This window comes from Acidicapsa borealis (genome assembly GCF_059115245.1).
Genome location: NZ_JCACNY010000001.1, coordinates 2,686,067 through 2,704,998, shown reverse-complemented (window position 1 = coordinate 2,704,998; position 18,932 = coordinate 2,686,067). Strand labels below are relative to the sequence as shown.

The window sequence follows — 18,932 nt, the reverse complement described above, 5'->3', positions numbered from 1 at the left end:
CTTGAAACAAAGCACCTTCGTTTCCGGTGCAGCACTCTTGTTGCGTCATTCTGCCCTTGCTGCTCCCGACCACAGCAACGCCTTACACGGAGACCCGCACATGTCTACCAAGATCGAGGCCTTTCGCCTCAATGTACCGGAAAGCCAGCTCGCCGACTTGCACGACCGGCTCACCCGCACACGGTGGCCGGAGCGGGAAACAGTAGAGAATACCAGCCAAGGGCCGCAACTGACCAAGATCCAGGCCTTGGTTGCGCACTGGCAGACCAAATATGACTGGAGGAACTGTGAAGCACTCTTGAACGGCTTTGGCCAGTTTAAGACCAACATCAACGGCCTCGACATACAGTTTCTTCACATCGTCTCACCTGAGCCCGATGCACTGCCGTTGCTGATGTGCCATGGATGGCCCGGTTCGATTCTCGAGTTCCGCAAGGTGATCGGGCCACTCGCCAATCCAGCCAAGTTCGGCGGCGATCCCCGCAAGGCATTTCATCTCGTGATCCCTTCGATGCCCGGCTTCGGCTTCTCTGACAAGCCGTCCGGCACCGGATGTAGCATTCCTCAGATCGCCGACGCGTGGATCCCGCTGATGCATCGCCTTGGCTACAAGCGCTGGGGCGCGCAGGGTGGCGATCTCGGCTTTGCGGTAATCGATTCGATCGCAGAGAAGAAACCGAAAGGATTCGTTGGCTTTCACTCGAACTTCATCATGATGCAACCTACCCCGGATGAGATTGCGCTGGCGACACCCCAGGAAAAGGATATGTTCGCCAGCGAAAAGGACTTCTGGGATAACCTGTCCGGCTATGCCAAAGAGCAGTCGACCCGGCCACAGACCATCGGGTATTCACTGGCAGATTCTCCGGTCGGTTTGGCTACTTGGATCTACGCCATGTTCCAGGACACCTGCGGTACCCCGGGGAACGCGGAAGCGACCTTCACCCTTGACGAGTTATTGGACGACATCATGATGTACTGGCTGCCGAACACAGGCGCTTCTTCGGCAAGACTGTATTGGGAGATGGTGAACTCTCACTGGCATCCCTCCGCAAATCCGTCAAAACCTATTCATGTTCCAGCCGGATTCACCATGTTCCCACAAGAAGCCGTTCGCAAATCCCGGCGACTCATTGAAGCGAGGTACAACAATCTCGTTTACTTCAATGAGGCCGCGCACGGTGGGCATTTCGGCGCACTGGAACAACCTGAAGTAATTGTTTCCGATGTTCGGAATACATTCGATACCTTGCGGTAAGAAGGCTTCAGCAGGTTACTGCCTGAAGCCATGCTGCAAGTGTGTCGAAAACCTCCGTTCTTCCCCATAGGTACCGGTCAGGACACAGGAATCGTCAGACGTTGCTGGCAGGAAGGGTCAAGATTCTCGCAGCCCCTTCGCGGCGTTTCTTGACTTCTTGGTAGGCAGGGCTTGTGTACCAGCGCCTTGCCTCGTCCATGGATGGAAACTCAAATAGAACCACACCCAAGACGCCTCCTGCGCCCTCAAGAATTTCGAACGGCGCGTAGGCTACAAGCGGCTTAGCCTCGAAGCCCTCGAACGCTGGCTTCACATTTGCCCAGTAATCTTCAAGGCGATCGCGTTCAGTTGACTGTCCTCATCAGGGCTCCAGCGACTCTGACGTGGAACAATAGAAAAATGGCAATGAAGGCGAAACCATCAAAGCGTGACGCCATACTCGAGGCGATGCTCGACATTGTTGTGGAGCGTGGCTTCCATGACGCTCCCATGTCCTTGCTCGCCGAGCGCTCCGGAGCCAGCGCCGGTGTTATCTATCACCACTTCTCCAGCAAGGAAGAGATCATACAGGCGCTCTACGAGCACATTCGCGGCCTGAAGCTGGAAGCCCTGCTCGCTGGATTTTCCCCGGACGAGGAACCCCGCAAGACCTTCCTGCGTGGCTGCCTGAACGCCTACAACTTCTACCGGAAACATCAGCGCGAGATGCGGTTTTATGAGCAATATGAGCATGCCGGTTTCAGCTGCAAGACACGAAGCCGCGAAGAAACCGCGCGCGTAAAGGCCTACGCCCGTCTGTTCTCCGGCAGGTCGAAGGGCGGCGTGCTGAACGATTGGCCTGCGGAGGTCATTCAGGAATTGACGTTGAATACCATCAGCCGCCTCGCCAGCCAGGGCAGGAAGCTCCCCGAACCTCTGCTGCTAGAAATCGCCGATAAGCTCTGGAATCTCGTTGCAATGAGCGAATAGAGCGAACGTTCGGTTTATCGTGTAGACTCGCTTCATGGAAAATGATTCGGTTCTCGTCACCGGTGGCTCGGGCTTTGTTGCCATCCATTGCATTGACCAGCTGCTACGTGCGGGTTATCCGGTTCGCACCACGGTGCGCTCGCTCAAGCGTGAAGCGGATGTTCGAGCGATGCTGAAGACCGCGGGGACACCACGCCAGGAAGCCCTCACATTTTTCCAAGCCGACCTGATGCAGGACAAGGGATGGCCAGAAGCCGTTGCTGGATGCCGGTTTGTCCTCCACGTAGCCTCACCCTTTCCAGCATCCGTGCCTAAGCACGAAGACGAGTTGATTCTTCCGGCGCGTGAAGGCGCTCTTCGCGTTCTCCGGGCCGCCCGCGACGCAGGTGTCCAGAGAGTTGTTCAGACCTCTTCCTTTGCCGCCATTGGATATGGCCACAAGCCCCAAGCGGCTCCGTTCGACGAGACCGTGTGGACAAACGTCCACGGTGCAGGTGTCAGCGCCTATGCGAAGTCCAAGACACTTGCGGAGCGTGCTGCCTGGGACTTTATAGCGCGCGAAGGGGGCCACCTCGAATTGTCCGTGGTCAATCCTGTCGGCATCTTCGGTCCGACCTTTGGCCCTGACTACTCAACCTCTATTCTCATCGTGCAGAAGCTGCTTGATGGGGAGGTTCCGGCCTGTCCTCGTATCAGCTTCGGAGCAGTGGATGTTCGCGACGTAGCTGACATGCACCTCCGGGCGATGACAAACCCCGCCGCAAACGGAGAACGCTTCCTCGCCACAGCCGGAGAGTTCATCTCGCTGCTCGACGTGGGCACAATTCTCAAGAAAAATATGGGTTCGATGGCAAAGCGTGTTCCCAGCCGGGAGATGCCAGACTGGATCGTGCGTTTCCTGGCTCTCTTCATCGCGGACATGAAAGCAATCTCGCCAGAGTTGGGCATCAAGAAGAACGCGTCGAACAAGAAGGCCGAGCGCATTTTGGGCTGGACCCCGAGGTCAAATGAGGAAGCCGTCACAGCAAGCGGTACAAGCCTCGCTCAGTTGGGCCTTCTAAAGGGTAAGTAGGCAGAGACGCATTTCTTGAATATGGACTGACGCCAAATCGCCGAGTATCCATTCGACCGGTTCCAGGCTAGAAACGCGCTGTGGCCTGTTGTCGCTGGTGGAGATCAGTAGAGTTTCTTCAGGTGCTCGGATGGAGTAAGCCCTGTCGCCTTACGAAACATCGCGGAGAATGCCGCATGGCTTGCATAGCCCAGGGCGGTTGCAATGCGCGAGCTGGACTGTCCTTGCGCCAGTCGAACCTGTACCTCCAGCAGGAGAAGCTGCGCTTTCCATTCGCCAAAGCTCATTCCCGTCTCCGAACGAAAGAGACGCGCGAGTGTTCGGCTGCTCACGTCTGACCGTGCTGCCCAATATTCCATATCCCCGGACAACGTCGGGTTCCGCTGCATAGCAGAGCATGTCTTGCGGAGTTTAGCATTCCGAGGCCACGGCAAAGAGAGCGGCAGAGTATGGCACACGCGGAGCTCGCTGGAGATGAGTGCTGCAATCTGCGCTCCGCGGCTGGTAGGAGCGTATCGGACTGGTTCCTGCAGCATGCTGACGATAAGTTCCCGCAGCAAGGGGGATACGCTGACCACCGCACAACCGGTGGCTGGAGCGACCACGGTGTGGTCAAAGAAGACCGTACGCATGCGAACCGAACCTCGCATCCGGATAGAGTGCTGAGTCTTCGCCGGTACCCACAAGGCTCGTGTAGGCAGCAATACCCATCTGCCTTCACGTGTTGAGAGCACCATGGTGCCCTCAATGGCGTAGATAAGCTGCGCCTTGACGTGCTCATGCAAGGGAACATGATCGTCCGCAGCGTAGTCAAAGGCTAGGGCCGTAACGGGACGGGCCACGCGCAAACATGCCGCGAGCGCTTTATCTGTCCTGATATCGATAGTTTCTGTCTGCATATCGCGATCCAGCCGCTCTAGCCTTTCAGTATATGAGCGGCGAACGCATTGTCACCACAAACCGCAACATGTGGTTGATCGCAGCCGCGGCCATCATCGCGCCGTTTATGGAGGTGCTCGACACATCCATTGCAAATGTTGCGCTGCCGTATATCGCAGGCAATCTTTCGTCGTCATTGGATGAAGCAGTTTGGGTACTTACCTCGTACCTGGTTGCCAACGCGGTGGTGCTGCCGATGAGCGGTTGGCTCTCAGGACGGATGGGACGGAAGCGGTTCTACCTGCTCTCGATTCTGATGTTCACCGTAAGTTCGTTCTTTTGCGGCATCGCACCCAGCCTGCCGATACTTATTCTTTTTCGTGTGCTGCAAGGTCTGGGCGGAGGGGGGTTGCAACCAACCACACAAGCCATCCTGGCTGACCTGTTCCCGAAAGAACGAATCGCAGCTGCATTTACGCTCTACTCCGTGGTTATCGTTCTGGCCCCAACGCTGGGACCGGTGCTGGGTGGGTGGCTCAGTGATCACTGGGGGTGGCGCTGGATATTTTTTCTGAACATCCCGTGCGGCATTGCGGCGTATTTTCTCAACCGCGCTCTACAACCGGAGAAACCGCAGGATCACACGAAGGAGGACTCTATCGACTACTCCGGGCTCTTCGCCATCACGGTAGGACTCGGATGCCTGGAGTATGTGCTGGATCGTGGTGAACGCGCGGATTGGTTCGCATCGCCCGCGATTTGCACGGCAGCAGCCCTATCGTGTGCGTCTCTTCTATTCCTCGTCTTTCACGAGTTGTTCCGTGCTAGGCACCCGGTGCTGCAACTTCGCCTGTTGGCGAACCGCAATTTTGCGCTGGCGAGCGGCATGATCTTTTTCACATACTTCGCCCGCTATGCCAGTACCGCGCTGCTTCCCGAGTTCACGCATGGAATGCTGGGTTATACCGCCACAGACAGCGGCATGGCGCTTTCTCCGGGATCATTTGTCCTCTTGCTGTTTCTTCCGCTGACTACGTGGCTGATGAAACGGATTGACCATCGCATCTTGATCATCAGCGGGCTTATGCTGACGACATTCGCGTTCTATCGGTTGAGTGGCCTTTCGCTTCAAGTCGATTACGGAGCGATTGTGAAGCTTCGCATTCTCGAAAGCTCAGGGGTAGCGCTTTTTCTTACACCCATCAGCGTTCTTGCGTTCTCTCAATTGAAGACGGGAAAGAATGATGCGGCGGCCTCACTGTACGGACTCTTCCGCAACCTAGGCTCCGCCATCGGCATCTCCGTCGTGAACACCATGCTCGTGCGAGATGTACAGGTCCATCGAACGTACCTCGTTCAAAACCTGTCCGCATCTTCGACCCTCTTGTCTGGCACGTTGAAGGACCGGGCCTCCTATTTCGGCACGTTGTCTGGCGACTCCAGAACCGACTCCACGGTGCGCGCCCTCGGATGGATTCACGAAGAGATCAATCGGCAGGCACTTCTGCTCTGCTATATCGACTGCTTTCGGTTGCTGATGTATGTTTCACTTGCGCTTTCGCCGGTCGCAATCTTCTTCGCTGTCCGCAAGCGACCTACGTGAGTCAGGAAGCGTGCGATGGGCAAGTGACGGGAACCGTTTTTCAGTTCTCTGATTTTCAACTGATGCAAAATCGCCGATGCACTCATTGAGCAGGCTGATTACTTACTATAAGCCGACTTGTAGGTACCAAGCAGGATTTCGTTGGAAACAGCTGTTTCTGAGCTGGTCTGGAGCGTTCGATTTGAATCGCGTCGTACCGGCTTGGAGATTGGGCGTATGTGAAGCGGGGAAGCCAGCCTTGCCACCACACGATTCTTTACGCTATGGTGGGTCGTGCGAACGGGACTTCCCCGTTGCCCTTACATCTCGAAGTGGAGAACACCCGTGTCGAAGCAGGCGTGGAGCAGAAGACAAATTGTCCATTTTGGAGCGTTGGGCGCAACCGCGGGACTCGCGCGATATGCAGCTGGTCAGCAACTGCCCACGCCCGCACGCCTGGAAGATGAGCGGCAAGCGGTAATGACCACGACATTCGATAAACCTTGGCAGCCCGGGTCAATCTACGAGCCGACGTTCCGTTGGGACATGCTGAACCTGAATATCAGCGATGAGGACTTGGCGCAGGCCGCTCGCTCGGCGCATACGATGCAGGGTTTTGGCGCATGCTTTAACGAGCTTGGCTGGGTCGCTCTCAAGAAGCTTTCGACAGCGGACCGCAACCTTGTCATGCGGGAACTCTTCGACCCGCACGCCGGCGCTCGATTCTCTTACTGTCGCATGCCCATCGGAGCAAATGACTTTTCGACGGCGGCTTATAGCTACGACGAGACCGATGGTGATTTCGAGTTGAGGGATTTTTCGATCGAGCACGACCGAACATCGCTCATCCCATTCATTCATGCCGCTCAGCAACATCATCCGTCGCTGCGCCTCTGGGCATCGCCATGGACACCGCCAAGCTGGATGAAGCGAAATCATTTCTACGCAGAAGCAGAAGCTCGCGGCGGGTGGAAGCCGAACGGTATCCGGCCCGACCAGATCGGCCACGAAGGTCAAGACTTTTTTATCCTGGAGCCTCGCTATTTAAACGCCTATGCGCATTACTTCTCGAGGTTTATAGAGGCATACCGCACCGAGGGCATTCGGGTGGGGATGGTGATGCCGCAGAACGAGTTCAACTCAGCGCAGAATTTCCCAAGCTGCACTTGGACGCCCGAGGGTCTCATCCAGTTTGTACGCGCCCTCGGCCCGGAGATGCAGAAACTGGGTGTCGAGATCTTCTTCGGAACAATGGAACGTGGCAATCCTGCGCTCTTTGCAACTGTTCTTGCCGATCCAGTTGCGGGTCCCTTCCTCAAGGGTATCGGTGTCCAATGGGCTGGAAAGAACGCGCTCCCCGGACTTCACAAACGCTTTCCTGATCTGCCCGTCTATGGCTCGGAACAGGAGTGCGGCGACGGAACCAATACATGGTCTTACACCGGCTATTGCTGGGATTTGATGAAAGAGTATTTCCGGAATGGCGCCCGGGGCTACATGTACTGGAACATCGCACTCGAACAAGGGAGCAAGAGCACCTGGGGCTGGTCGCAGAACTCGCTTGTGCTGGTCGATGCTGCAGCCGGTACTTTCCGTTACACCCCCGATTATTACCTGCTCAAGCACTTAACCCACTACGTAGACATGGGGGCCAGCTTGCTTCCGACCAGCGGCACCTGCGATAACGTCCTGGCCTTCCGGAATCCAGGCGGCGGTGTTGTGTTGCTCGTTCGCAATGAGCTTCCTCACCCACAGTTCCTGCAGGTCCAGATTATGGACCGGGGATTCTCGCTTGAATTGGCAGCAGACTCCATCAGCACCGTCACCTTCCCTTAAAGCTGACGGCGTAGAGGCGGGTAACACCCAATTCAGGTGCAGATCACTCCCGAAAAACGCTCTTCTCGGCAACTGATGCGTAAAGGACGAGAAGCTGACTGATCAGGTTCGCCTCTTAGAACAGCAGCGCCAATGACTTCCTATGGTTGGGCCGGCCTATAGGTATGGCGTTCCTTTCAAGGCAGAACGCACCCCGTTTGTTCCCCGATCAATCAGGTCCAGAAAAGCTGAATTCGCTTCCTTCAAGTCGTGATCCTGCTGGAACATGCGATGCGCTTCCACGAGAGCCACGGCCCAGGTTGCGATCAGCAAGGACGCCGCAAGTCTCGCAATAGGATCAGGCAACTTGCGCTCCACCGACTGGGCGAGCGCGACGGTCAGCATGTCTGTCAACTCGTCACGGATCGCCCGTGCGCGCGCTTTCAGTGCTTCACTCTCCTGAATCGCAGCCATAAATCTGTCGCTGCCTTCGTCAAAGAAGCGAACGTAAGGACGCTGATGAGCGACCGCCCAGTGCGCAAAAAGTCGCAACGCTTCTATGGGAGGCGTTCCCGACTTTCGTTTCTGGAGGCTGGCCAGCATCTCTTCGCGACCCTCCTCGTCAAGGTCGAAGAACATGTCTTCCTTGCGAGGAAAGTGATTAAAGACGGTCATCCGCGATACATCAGCTGCGTCCGCAATCTCCTCTACCTTCACCTTGTCGAAACCACGCTCGATGAAGAGGCGCGTGGCAACGTCAGAGATCCGCTGTCGCGTGGCCAGCCGTTTCCGAGTCTGTCGATTGAGCGCTGGAGTCATTTTTGCAACCTCACTCAGTTTACAGCATCTATATTTATACTTAGTATAACTTTAGAGGTTTACATGATCGAGATCCCGGAAGGCATTAGCACAAGTGAAACGACAACCCCAAGCGTTCTCATCTCAGGCGCCAGCTTTGCGGGACTGACTGCAGCTTGGTGGATGCGCAAGCTCGGATACTCCGTAACCCTCGTCGAGATTGCAAAGGGACTCAGAAAAGGCGGAACGCCGGTCAACATACGGGACGGCGTCATCGACGTTGTCCGTCGTATGAATTTGCTGGAACGTATTAAGTCACACAGCCTGCCATTCAGACCCGTCACCTTTCTGGATGCCGACGGATCGCCCTTGCCGCTCGATCTTTCGCAGGCAGAAGAGCAGCCGGAAGAAGAATATGAAATCGAGCGTGACGTGCTCCTCGACATGCTCTTCGGTGAAGTCGCGGACGAAGTCGAGTTTCTCTTCGCGGAAAGCATCGCCGGCCTGCGGGAGTCCGCAGATGAGGTAGCCGTCACCTTCGCGAGCGGAAAACAGCGTTCCTTTTCCCTAGTGCTCGGCTGCGATGGCACTCATTCGGCAGTCAGGCGGATGTGCTTCGGCGAAGAGTCTTCCTTCCTCCTATTTCTCCAGTGCTACTTCTCTCTCACCATCGTCGATAAGCTGCTCATCGAAGAAAACACATCACAGATGCTCAACGTTGCGGGCAAGACCGTCATGCTGAATGCGTACAACGGCAAGACGGACATCGCATTTTGTTTTTCCTCGGATAAGGAAATCGACTACGATCGCCGGAACACGATCGAGCAAAAACACATGGTCCGCGAAAACTTTGAAGGCGGGGCCTGGAGAACACGCGAGCTCCTCGACGAGATGGACCGCTGTGAAGATTTCTACTTCGATAAGCTATGCCAGATTCGGATGCGACCGTGGACGAAGGGGCGCGTCGCTCTGGTAGGCGATGCATGCTGCTGCCCGTCACCGGCCGCGGGGAGGGGTGGCTCCGTGGCAATCCTTGGCGCTGCGGCCTTGGCCGATGCGCTTTCGAAATACCCGGGTGATGTCAGAACAGCCTTCCAGCTGTATGACGAAAGTTTTCGGCCCACCGTAGAAGCGATCCAAACACAGGCAGTCGAGTTCGGCCTGGAGATGTTTCTGCCTAGAACCGAAGAAGCGATACACGGCAGAAACGCCCGACTCAGCATGCGATGAGTAGTTGTCGTGAGTCCTGATAAACGCCCTTGTCGTCCGTATCTTAGTTTTGGTGCAAGAGGAAAGGAAACAATCGAGTTCAGAAGTGATTTACTTGCAGTCAGTTGGAGTAGGTAGAGGGTGCTTGAGCACCCTTCCGCACCTTCGAAATTCGATCGTCACGCATTTCTGGCGGACCTCTGCCCAAGTCGACCTCACTGCCTACGCACGGCAGAGGTCAAGCTCTCACAACACGATTTCGGCGAGGGTGCTGGCGAGGGTGCTGAAATTTCAGGCTTACGTTCTTCCCAGTGTTTTTGAGTGCTCAAGGGTGCTGTAGTTAGCCATCAACGCCCATGAAATCATTTAGATACTACCAGTTAGCGTAACTGTCACGGCAGAGGTCGGTGCAATCTCCTAACGCTGCCGTGCCTATTTCGAATGTGTGATAAATCGTCAAGGCACTCGTTGACTGTAGACGGGGCTAGAAATCTGCATTGGCCTGGATGCAGCAATCCAGGCCTAAGTCACATGTCCGAAAGCCGACTTTAAGGCCAAGTGCCCCAAAGCGTGTTTTCGGAGACTGGTCTGTTCCTCTGATCGCGCAGTCTTCGGCAGAGAGCAGACACGCTTGCAGGATGCGGGTTTCCGAGGACTATTACTGTTCTTGTCTTAGAAGTCTACCGATTCGTCAGTGCCCGCCAACTGAAAGCGGCATCTTGACGAAGCTATCGCTATGCCAGCGAACTACAAGAGGAACGCCAGCATCCTTGATGGACTCATCGCTCACGTCTTTTCCAGTTCCATAATTGATCTGGGCATAGGGATTCTTATTGACGTCCAACAGCACTACCAGCTTGCTGCCCGGAGCCATCACGCGGCTCACTACATTCGTCGTGAACGGTATCCTGATCGATTTTCCAGGCGTCAGGAGAACGCGCTTCTCCGGGTGTCCGGCGTAGCTTGCACGCCCCAACCAATAGCCCAGATGGAATAGCCGTCCATCGGCCATCTGTTCAAACACCGCCACTCCGAGGTCGGCATCCCTTTTGTTGAGGGTAACGTCAAGTTCTCCTATAAAAGCTCCGCTAACGGTTTGAGGCTTTGCGAAGGGCTTGCTCGCGTAGACCAACTCCGTGACCGGCCCATCATCTTCAAGCTTTGCTTCGATGATGGGACGAGGGTAATAGTGCATGCCGTTCAACTTGGAGCGATCCGCGAGGTCCACTGTCTCGGTTACTGCCGCGCTCTTATCAGTCTTTTGTTGAACGAGTGAGTAGTGTCCCTCGTCCTTTGCGCTGCTGAAGTAGAAAGGAATTTGCTGCTGTGTCATTTGGGCCAGAGATGAAGCGTGATGCCACTCGTTCGCGCCCATCACCTCGAAGTTGATTTTGTCTTTGAGCAGCGTAGGTTTTGGGCCGCCGCGCATAACGTAATCCATCCATTCATATTCAAGCTCTGGCGTGCTGAACTGCGCTGCGGGATCGATTTTGTAGCCGCGTAAAACCTTCGCCTTTTCGGTGCGGTGACTCCCGAGGTGGTCATAGGGTCCGATGACGACATAATCCTCCGCCCGCGGATTGTATTGAGCGTGCTCTCGTACGAAGTCCAGCGCCGACTGTTGTGCGTCGTCGTAATAGCCGGTGATGGTAAGAACCGGAATGTTGATCTGCGCGAAATCCTGTTTGTAGGGCACCATGTCCTGCCAGAACTTGTCGTACGCAGGATGCTGAAGCCAGCGCTGCAGCAAGGGATTTGGCTGCCCGTCGATCTGGTCGATCTTGCGATATGGTTCACCGCTGGCGAACCACGTCTCCTGCATACGCTGCCAGCGGGCGGAGTCGCTGTTGGTCTTATCGTCCAGCAGCTTGTTGTCCGTAACGTAGAATGCCCAGCTGTAGTTGGCATTCAGAAAGATGTTGTTCGCCATCGGAAGACCGTCTCCGGGGATGGCTGCAGCCGAAACGGCAATGGTTTTCAACGCCGGGTGTAACCTCTTTGCTGCCGCCCAGGCGGTGAATCCTTGGTAGCTTCCTCCTCGCATCCCGACCTGACCGTCGCTCCAGGGCTGCTTCGCGATCCAATCAATGACGTCGTACCCATCCGAGGCCTCGTGTTCGTAGGGCACGATAGGGTCCGGGCTCAGGCGTTTGCCACGCGTATCGGCTATGACGCCAACGTAGCCGCGGTCCGCTGCATCTTTCGCTCTGGCAAGTTGTGCAGGCGGATCGGTGTAAATATCGACCGTCAGCAGCGCAGGTAGCCGATCGGCTGTCCCTTTTTTCTTCACCACGACCGCCGAGACAACACCACCGTCCCGCATGGGAATCAGCACCTTGTCCCATATCTGATAGTCGCCGTCAGGCTGAGCTGAGGGAGGCTGGACTTGCTGAGCCGAAACTGCGGAACAACCTGAGAACAGCGTTACTAAAACAAAAAGCGCCGTTGCGACCAAACGCTGTGCAAACCGGGGGATCGTCATGATGACGAGTTTACAATTTGATCGAGTCGCGCTCGAAGTGCGAAGTCTCGAACGACTTGAGCTGCGACCGAAAGGCAAGCGCCCAGACGCTTTGGATTGGAGGCCAAACACAAGACAACGAACGACACCGGCGAAGTGGGTTGCGCGGATGCCCTACCGCTGCTAAGGGAAGCAGGCCCGAAACTGCCAGGAGACGCCATCTATGACCAAATTCTCTCCCCAATCGCAAATCGGCTGATCAAGCGTTGCGATGCTGTGCTTCGGCTACCCAGGGGCTTCGAAGGGAGCTGATGAGGACGTGCGACTCGCGCAAGAGCGAGGCCTGCCAGTCTGGACATCACTTGGTGAGGTTCCCGGATACGCTAAACTGGCCAAGAGATAAGCGCATGATTCGTGGCGGTGAACGCCCCATGGTCCTGGAGATTTCACGACGATGGCGGTGAGCTAACAGAAGCCGACGGTGTCAGCCTCAACGGAGCGTCTTGGCACACAAAGATTTACCGTGAGAACCGGTGTTCTAAATAAGATCTTTGCTCTCTCAACCCCGGATGCGCCCCGGTCGGGAACTTCTTCGGTCCGATACCGTAAGAGTGATATATGCGTGTTTCTCTGCTGCTTCTAGCCGTTTCCCTTTGCAACTGTCCTTTGATGTCCCAGGCGAACCTGTCAACAGCAGGGTCCACGTTGCAGCCTCTGCAGGTCCCGAGCGGGAAAGCAGTAAGCAAGCCTTTTGCATTTCCTTTGCAGCTGGAGATGCGCGTCCCATTTGACCCTACAGCGTTTCCAAACGGAATCAACTCGTATCTGCTGTATGAGCTTTACTTGACGAACTTCGCGCAGACTCCCATCACTCTGAACCGTATCGATGTCCTGGATGCGGCCGGTACAGGAACACCGCCGATTGGGAGCTTCGATGCCACTCAACTCGAAGCCATGGTGCAGGGCTATGGGGCCAAGACAACTGCCGGCTCAAAAGAGAAGTTGACTCTTCTTCCCGGCCAAAGCGTCGTCGTGTTCATATCCGTGGTCGTCAATCGTAATGCACCTATGCCGAGCAAACTGATTCATCGTGTGATTGCTGCTGACTCGATGGTTCAGGGTGCGGTAATTTCAACCCAACACACCACGTTGCACGTGCTCAGTCCTCCCGTAGAAGGTGCAAGCTGGCTTGCGGCAGATGGTCCCAGCAACGATGAAGACAACCACCATCGCCGCGGAATGGTTGTTCTGGATGGAAGAACGGTGGACTCCAGGCGTTACGCAATCGACTGGAAGAGGGTCAAGAACGGAGTCTCTTTTGCCGGCGATCCTCGAGATGTGAACTCTTATTTCTCCTACGGCCAAGCGGTGCTGGCAGTCGCGGACGGACGTGTCTTCATGGCGCGAGATGGTCTGCCGAATAACATCCCTGGGCACAACGAAGCATTTCATCCTGCCGTTCCCATCACGTTCGACACCATTTCAGGCAATACCATCGTGCTCGATCTCGGTGGCGGCCAGTTTGCCTACTATATGCATTTGAAGCCGGGAAGCGTACTCGTGAAGTCGGGAGACTCCGTTCGAAGAGGTCAGGTATTGGCACGTATCGGTGCCTCTGGAGACGCACGTGAGCCACACCTGCATTTCGAGGTCACCACTTCTTCGACACTCCTTGTGGGAGAGGGAGTGCCGTACTTGATTGACCACTTCCGCACACAGAACGAAGGCGAAAGTCAGCCCGTGATTCATAATGACGAGTTACCACTCGGCAAGAGCATCATCAGTTTCGCAAACTCAGAGCATGAGTGACCGTGAGACGTCGCGAACATTCATCTCGGTCCTTTTCGCATTCGCCGTCCTGAGACGGTTCTGGGCCGCTTGAAATGTTCTCGACGAGCGCATCGGCCTGATTGCGTCAGCTGAGCGAATTTCTGCCATCAAGTCTGGAAAATGCGGAACTGCCGAACAGTGGCTTCCGTATATCCATCTACGCAGAAGATGCAACTCTTATTCAGGCCATTCGTTCGGGCGCCCCATTGGTGCGCTCAAAGTGGAGCCGTTTGCAGTCCGGATAGCTAAGGCGAACAACCAACAGAAAGGAAATAGATGAGCAAGACGAGCACAGCGTTATTCGGGATACTTTTGACCGTACTGTCGATAGCCGCTCCTGCGTACGCAGCCGTACAGGTGAATGACTGTTCTCCGAACGTCTCGACCCTGCAGGCCGAGAAAAAGCATTATCGTCAACGTTTCATATCGGTAGGTGACGACGTAAAGCTCGAGGTTCTGGATTGGGGCGGAAGCGGGCGGCCGTTGGTATTGCTGGCGGGCCTGGGAAACACAGCACATGTGTTCGACACGATCGCGCCTGAACTTGCCCATCACTTCCACGTTTATGGGATTACTCGACGCGGCTTTGGCGCGTCAACGGTGCCCAAGACAGGCTATACCCCCGAACAACTGAGCGAGGATGTGATGGCGGTACTTAAAGCCCTCGACATCCACCGGCCTATCATCGTGGGCCACTCGATTGCCGGCGAAGAGTTGAGCGCAATCGGGAATCGCTTTCCCGATCGACTCGCCGGTCTGGTCTATCTCGATGCCGCACATGAATATGCAGTCTACGACCTACAACGGGGCGGTTACCTGCCTGATCTAAAGCAACTCAGCACGCAGATCGCGCGTATGCATGACGACCCGCTCGACACACAGCAGATGATCGCTCTTCTGGACGATACCAGCGCATTACAGCGAAGCCTTGCCGAAACGATCCACTTCAGGAGCATTGAGGAAGCTGGCAAAGCCGGAGCATCACCGGCTGGGCCGAGTACGACCACGATGGCGAGTTTCGCGGCGTTCCGTTGTTTTGTCTCATCTCAGTTGGGCGGTTTATTTCCCGAGGATGAGATACGCCAGACCTTCACCCAAACGGCTAGAGGCGGAGTCGGCGATCAGAAGGCGCCAGACTTTGTCTCCACCGCGATCTTGGAACAGGAAGAACGTTTTCAGGCACCCAATGTGCCGATCCTGGCCATCGTTCCGGTACCGAGTGCGTCTGATCTACCGGTCGGCAGCGATCCTGCGAAGCGTAGCGCCGCTGAAACATACCGCACGCAGTCGCAGGAAGCCGAGATAGCTACGCTTCAACTTCAGCGGCCGTCTGCGAAAATCGTACGGATACCCCATGGACACCACTACATCTTCCTCTCGAATCAGTCGGAGGTCGTGAGTGCCATCGACGCCTTCGGCAGCGGATTGCCGTAGCAGCAAGAACTGCATTGCGTAGCGACCAACTTCCAGAAATCTGCCAAGGAGGAGCGTCGCTGCGTGGTGGCCCGGTCTAACTTCCGAACTCTTGCTCCAAGGCTGCAAGTTCCATCGCGTAGATATCGCCGACGAGTTTGATTCCGGCTTTTGCCATGCGGGCCTCAGTCACTTTGCCGACACCAGGAATCCGACCCACTGGGAGCGTGAGGAGGAACCCCTGCACCTCATGAGGCTGAATCACAAACTGGCCATTTGGCTTGCGCCAATCCGAGGCAATCTTCGCCAGGAATTTATTGGGAGCTGCGCCTGCCGAGGCCGTGAGCTGCAATTCGTCCCATATCTGTTGCCGGATCGCCTTCGCAACAAGGGTGGCGGTCGGTATGCCTGTCTTGTTCTGCGTGACATCGAGATAGGCTTCATCCAGAGACAACGGTTCTATAGCGTCGGTGTGGCGTTGGAAAATCTCCCGCACCGCCTGCGATGCTGCCTTGTAGCGCACGAAGTCGGGTGGAACAAAGACGGCTTCAGGGCACAACCGCTCTGCGCTTACCGCAGGCATCGCGGACCTCAATCCAAAACGCCGCGCCTCATAGGAAGCCGCACAGACCACCGAGCGTTTTCCTTTCCATGCCACAACCACAGGACGTCCCCGAAGGCTTGGATCGTCGCGTTGCTCGACAGAGGCGTAGAAGGCGTCCATGTCGACATGAACGACCTTGCGACTGCCGATTCCGGAAATATCGGCCCCGCCTAAAACCTTGAGATCAAGCATGGCAGAGCCCGCAGGATCGACAGTGCTCCGAGAAGGCGTCCCACTCCGCAATGCCCGTAAAGGCTGAGTTTTTCAGGTCAGCCAGATCGCTCGATGTCAGGAAGGTGAAATCCGATGGACGGTTCTGGGCGAACGCACGCAACAGCGCTATTGCTTCGGGGCGGGGCGAGTTCTCAGCGACTTCGAATAGATGTCCAACTACTTCGTCTCTGATCCGTCTGCCCATCGGTTTTCGGTCCTCAAACCCATCCTTTCATATTCTCTTTATGTTCGCCCAGAGGTGTCATTGCAACGTTCGGTCGTTGGCGATAATGTTGCAATTTTTGACCCGTTCCTGAATGATTTGACTGGGACGGGCACGCACCGTCCTGGGGTGTGGAAACCCCTTCAAACCGAAGTGCGCCATACGGCGCACGAAGATTCCCTACGCCTTTGCGGTCGGGGAGCCTGCGACTATGTCCAGGCCCCTAAAGCTAAAGGTCCAGGAACCGCGCGGTTTGACGGTTTTCCAACTCCCCGATCACGGGTTTTCAAGGGCTGTTTGCGGGGGCGCACCGCAAATGTTTTCCCCTGAATCCGGTTGAGGAGACAGATTCCATGTACCCCGCGTCATCGCCCGAACCCCTTCGCCTGGCTCGCTTCGTATTCGTGACCACTAGCGATACCGTTTCCCAGCATCTTGCGCTATCCTTTTTCGTTTTGCGAACAAATTTCCCTTGGGCCATCCCCCGGCCTTACGACCTGCCTTGATGGCGGGCCGAATGCCCCTGCCGACCAAATGATGCGTCATTTGCCGCATCCCTTATGACGGAGGATTGGAGTGATCGAGTGTGCGGAGTTCATTGGCAAAGTTGTAAGCAAATTCACGATCTACGAAGACACCATCGATGGCCCGGAGATCTGTATCGAGTTCACCGATGGCACCGTATTTTCTTCTTGTCTAAAAATGTCCACATCTCTGGAAGCCACGATGACGCGGGATGACGGCGGCCAACCACGCGTGCTCAAGGACTACTCCACGCCACCGATCTCACGCTGAACTTGGCTGTCGGTGCTACGGGTCAGATCGGCTCCCACCTCTGCGGCACTTTTCAAGGCCGTTACGAAGCTCCGGCTCGGGTCTGTCCCTGCAAACACATTCTGGATACGTGGATCTATTGGTGATGCGCCGCTGGAATTAGAATCGCCTAGAGGTTTCCATGTCTAAAGATCTTGACAATCCCAAAGTGGTGAATATCTATCACGGTCGCGTCAGCCAGTGGTATGGCCGTATGTTGGACTGTGTCGAAAACCTGCCGCCTGATGAGCGCGTCGAGTTCGACAAATGGGATCGTGAACGCCCTGTGGGCGTCGCGACTTCGGATTGGCCAGGGTTTGCCAAGTACCTGCCTGCGCGTCCGTGGGACACAATCCAGTAATATTCGCGATCAGGAGCGATAACAATCCAATGATGATGGGTGCCGGTCTCCTCTCGAAATTCGTCGAACTCGTCGCGAGCAAACTGATCGGAAAACGTCTCGACATCGCGCTTGATGATAAGCGTAGGGCTTGTTACTCGTTCGTCGAACTGTTGTCGATTCTGAAAGGCTTCTACGCCGTCACAACCAGCTTCCTTGAGGAACTCGAAGCGCATGAATCTGAATCGTGGGTGACGATCAATCTAATCGTTATCCACCGTCGGACAATCGGATCATTGACTTCGCGCTTCTTCGAATTGACTGACAACCTGTTTCTAACTCTTGAAGTGCTCGATCCTGCTCTGGCGGAGCTCTTTGAGCAGATTCACACCTTCAAAGGATCTCTCTTCTATTCCTTGGCGGACTCGGTCACCATTCCGGAAGAGGAGCCGAGAAATCAGTCGATCCTCTACAGGCATCCTTCCGAGCGTGTCCTTGCCATCGATCTGGAGCAGTTCTATCAATCTCTTCGACGGCACCGGGCAAACGATGTAGATCGACCGTGGATGTGGCCAACTGAGCTTGTCGAAGTCGCCGACTGGCAAGAAGCCTTTCCTTCGATCCAATTCAAGACTGAAGATAAAGAGAAATTGGCAGGATTTGTAAATGACCTCAGAGATCAGGCAAACCGATTAAACGCAGCCATCGAGCAACTGCGGGTTCTGATCAAGGAAAATTTCACTCTGGACGAGGTTCTAGCCAGCTCAAGCAAGCTACCTCGGGGCTAAGGCCATTTGCACTCTCATCCGATATCACTAGTTCTCTCGTCAACGTTTATACAAACTTCGAGAATCGTCGTTGGTCTTGGTCGTGGTGGGAAGAAGCCTCTTCCCACGCTCCAGTCGCAAAGCGTCTTCCGCTCCCATCTCTGCGGGCCGTTCCCGCCCGCAACGCCCGCCCCAATAATTCCTGTGCGCTGACGCGCACTCATACGGAAGACAAGCCTTCCTAAGGGGGGCGCCGCCCCCTCGCGCGCGCAAGGAGTCTCCCCAGGCTTCCGCGCTTCGCTTGTGCAGCCCTTCGCTCTTTCCGCTCCAGCTTTGCTTCCGCTTCAAGAGTGGGTGATCCCCCTCTCCTTGCACTTGCTACCCCCCGCCTTCGCCAGGAGGCGTTCGGCATGTACATGCCGCGTTCAACGCGGACGTGCAAAAGCAAATGCCGACAAGGAGACTCCACCATGAGCAGCACAGACACCACCAACGTTGCCAGCATCGACAGCAAGAAGCCTTCCACCAAACAAGAACTCATTGCCGCCAATATCAAGCTGCTGATTGAGCAGTTGGAGGCCGGACACTCCGAAGCCCTCACCAACTACCTCACCGCCATGAGCCGCTTCCATTCGTATTCCTTCGGGAACGTCTTGGAGATTGCGCGGCAGAAAGCAGTGACATAG

15 protein-coding genes and 2 pseudogenes are annotated in these 18,932 nt (G+C 55.7%); 12 read left to right on the top strand and 5 right to left on the bottom strand.

All coding sequences use genetic code 11. The features are described from left to right. The first annotated feature begins 100 nt into the window (after positions 1–100). On the top strand, positions 101–1,258 hold the full coding sequence (locus AC5S27_RS11175) for an epoxide hydrolase family protein (RefSeq protein WP_493934640.1): 1,158 nt from the start codon (positions 101–103) through the stop codon (positions 1,256–1,258). Positions 1,259–1,352: 94 nt separating this feature from the next. Here the strand turns inward: AC5S27_RS11175 and AC5S27_RS11170 are convergent. Beyond that, positions 1,353–1,595 (bottom strand): annotated as a pseudogene (locus AC5S27_RS11170) (DUF1330 domain-containing protein); the annotation flags it as partial. A 68-nt stretch (positions 1,596–1,663) separates the two neighbouring features. On the opposite strand from AC5S27_RS11170, the gene AC5S27_RS11165 reads away from it, so the two are divergent. Both AC5S27_RS11165 and AC5S27_RS11160 read left to right on the top strand, forming a co-directional pair. Further along, a complete protein-coding gene (locus tag AC5S27_RS11165) occupies positions 1,664–2,227 on the top strand; it encodes a TetR/AcrR family transcriptional regulator (protein WP_493934639.1) in 564 nt (187 codons plus the stop codon). A 34-nt stretch (positions 2,228–2,261) separates the two neighbouring features. Next, positions 2,262–3,299, top strand: coding sequence for an SDR family oxidoreductase (locus AC5S27_RS11160; RefSeq protein WP_493934638.1), 1,038 nt, complete (start codon positions 2,262–2,264; stop codon positions 3,297–3,299). 104 nt (positions 3,300–3,403) lie between these two features. Here AC5S27_RS11160 and AC5S27_RS11155 read toward each other — a convergent pair whose 3' ends face one another. Further along, complete coding sequence (locus AC5S27_RS11155) at positions 3,404–4,198, bottom strand: AraC family transcriptional regulator (RefSeq protein ID WP_493934637.1); 795 nt, start codon at positions 4,196–4,198, stop codon at positions 3,404–3,406. Positions 4,199–4,230: 32 nt separating this feature from the next. Between AC5S27_RS11155 and AC5S27_RS11150 the strand changes: the two genes are divergently transcribed. Continuing rightward, positions 4,231–5,781: a DHA2 family efflux MFS transporter permease subunit gene (locus AC5S27_RS11150; RefSeq protein ID WP_493934636.1), complete on the top strand. Its 1,551-nt coding sequence runs from the start codon at positions 4,231–4,233 to the stop codon at positions 5,779–5,781. Positions 5,782–6,240: 459 nt separating this feature from the next. Next, a complete protein-coding gene (locus tag AC5S27_RS11145) occupies positions 6,241–7,596 on the top strand; it encodes a glycoside hydrolase family 30 protein (protein ID WP_493934635.1) in 1,356 nt (451 codons plus the stop codon). Between the two features lie 156 nt (positions 7,597–7,752). On the opposite strand, the gene AC5S27_RS11140 is transcribed toward AC5S27_RS11145, so the two are convergent. Then, entirely contained in the window at positions 7,753–8,394 is a 642-nt protein-coding gene (locus AC5S27_RS11140; protein WP_493934634.1) for a TetR/AcrR family transcriptional regulator, read from the bottom strand. A gap of 63 nt (positions 8,395–8,457) precedes the next feature. Here AC5S27_RS11140 and AC5S27_RS11135 point away from each other — a divergent pair, with 63 nt between their 5' ends. Continuing rightward, positions 8,458–9,603, top strand: a complete 1,146-nt coding sequence (locus AC5S27_RS11135; protein ID WP_493934633.1) for an FAD-dependent monooxygenase — start codon at positions 8,458–8,460, stop codon at positions 9,601–9,603. A gap of 670 nt (positions 9,604–10,273) precedes the next feature. On the opposite strand, the gene AC5S27_RS11130 is transcribed toward AC5S27_RS11135, so the two are convergent. Next, positions 10,274–12,064, bottom strand: coding sequence for a CocE/NonD family hydrolase (locus tag AC5S27_RS11130; protein ID WP_493934632.1), 1,791 nt, complete (start codon positions 12,062–12,064; stop codon positions 10,274–10,276). 753 nt (positions 12,065–12,817) lie between these two features. Between AC5S27_RS11130 and AC5S27_RS11125 the strand changes: the two genes are divergently transcribed. Together AC5S27_RS11125 and AC5S27_RS11120 are read left to right on the top strand one after the other, a co-directional pair. Next, complete coding sequence (locus AC5S27_RS11125; protein ID WP_493934631.1) at positions 12,818–13,852, top strand: M23 family metallopeptidase; 1,035 nt, start codon at positions 12,818–12,820, stop codon at positions 13,850–13,852. Between the two features lie 297 nt (positions 13,853–14,149). Next, positions 14,150–15,307 (top strand): alpha/beta fold hydrolase, encoded by a 1,158-nt coding sequence (locus AC5S27_RS11120; RefSeq protein WP_493934630.1) that lies wholly within the window; start codon positions 14,150–14,152, stop codon positions 15,305–15,307. Between the two features lie 76 nt (positions 15,308–15,383). Here AC5S27_RS11120 and dinB read toward each other — a convergent pair whose 3' ends face one another. Further along, positions 15,384–16,082 carry a DNA polymerase IV gene (dinB, locus tag AC5S27_RS11115; protein ID WP_493934629.1) on the bottom strand — a complete coding sequence of 233 codons (699 nt, stop codon included), beginning with the start codon at positions 16,080–16,082 and terminating at the stop codon, positions 15,384–15,386. Positions 16,083–16,902: 820 nt separating this feature from the next. On the opposite strand from dinB, the gene AC5S27_RS11110 reads away from it, so the two are divergent. From AC5S27_RS11110 to AC5S27_RS11095, 4 genes and pseudogenes are all read left to right on the top strand, one after another. Further along, entirely contained in the window at positions 16,903–17,121 is a 219-nt protein-coding gene (locus AC5S27_RS11110; RefSeq protein WP_493934628.1) for a hypothetical protein, read from the top strand. A 160-nt stretch (positions 17,122–17,281) separates the two neighbouring features. Next, the gene (locus AC5S27_RS11105; protein ID WP_493934627.1) at positions 17,282–17,500 is read left to right on the top strand and encodes a hypothetical protein; all 219 of its coding nucleotides are present in this window, start codon (positions 17,282–17,284) and stop codon (positions 17,498–17,500) included. 29 nt (positions 17,501–17,529) lie between these two features. Further along, positions 17,530–18,267, top strand: a complete 738-nt coding sequence (locus AC5S27_RS11100; RefSeq protein WP_493934626.1) for a hypothetical protein — start codon at positions 17,530–17,532, stop codon at positions 18,265–18,267. Positions 18,268–18,716: 449 nt separating this feature from the next. Next, positions 18,717–18,920, top strand: a pseudogene (locus tag AC5S27_RS11095) (DUF1738 domain-containing protein); the annotation flags it as partial. Between the last annotated feature and the right edge of the window lie 12 nt (positions 18,921–18,932).

What these genes read in the sequence shown, in the direction of transcription:
- AC5S27_RS11140 (WP_493934634.1), bottom strand. Translation starts at nt 8,394, where the DNA reads ATGACTCCAGCGCTCAATCGACAGACTCGGAAACGGCTGGCCACGCGA.
- AC5S27_RS11165 (WP_493934639.1), top strand. Translation starts at nt 1,664, where the DNA reads ATGAAGGCGAAACCATCAAAGCGTGACGCCATACTCGAGGCGATGCTC.
- dinB (WP_493934629.1), bottom strand. Translation starts at nt 16,082, where the DNA reads ATGCTTGATCTCAAGGTTTTAGGCGGGGCCGATATTTCCGGAATCGGC.
- AC5S27_RS11100 (WP_493934626.1), top strand. Translation starts at nt 17,530, where the DNA reads ATGATGATGGGTGCCGGTCTCCTCTCGAAATTCGTCGAACTCGTCGCG.
- AC5S27_RS11155 (WP_493934637.1), bottom strand. Translation starts at nt 4,198, where the DNA reads ATGCAGACAGAAACTATCGATATCAGGACAGATAAAGCGCTCGCGGCA.
- AC5S27_RS11145 (WP_493934635.1), top strand. Translation starts at nt 6,241, where the DNA reads ATGACCACGACATTCGATAAACCTTGGCAGCCCGGGTCAATCTACGAG.
- AC5S27_RS11175 (WP_493934640.1), top strand. Translation starts at nt 101, where the DNA reads ATGTCTACCAAGATCGAGGCCTTTCGCCTCAATGTACCGGAAAGCCAG.
- AC5S27_RS11125 (WP_493934631.1), top strand. Translation starts at nt 12,818, where the DNA reads ATGCGCGTCCCATTTGACCCTACAGCGTTTCCAAACGGAATCAACTCG.
- AC5S27_RS11130 (WP_493934632.1), bottom strand. Translation starts at nt 12,064, where the DNA reads ATGACGATCCCCCGGTTTGCACAGCGTTTGGTCGCAACGGCGCTTTTT.
- AC5S27_RS11135 (WP_493934633.1), top strand. Translation starts at nt 8,458, where the DNA reads ATGATCGAGATCCCGGAAGGCATTAGCACAAGTGAAACGACAACCCCA.
- AC5S27_RS11120 (WP_493934630.1), top strand. Translation starts at nt 14,150, where the DNA reads ATGAGCAAGACGAGCACAGCGTTATTCGGGATACTTTTGACCGTACTG.
- AC5S27_RS11150 (WP_493934636.1), top strand. Translation starts at nt 4,231, where the DNA reads ATGAGCGGCGAACGCATTGTCACCACAAACCGCAACATGTGGTTGATC.
- AC5S27_RS11105 (WP_493934627.1), top strand. Translation starts at nt 17,282, where the DNA reads ATGTCTAAAGATCTTGACAATCCCAAAGTGGTGAATATCTATCACGGT.
- AC5S27_RS11160 (WP_493934638.1), top strand. Translation starts at nt 2,262, where the DNA reads ATGGAAAATGATTCGGTTCTCGTCACCGGTGGCTCGGGCTTTGTTGCC.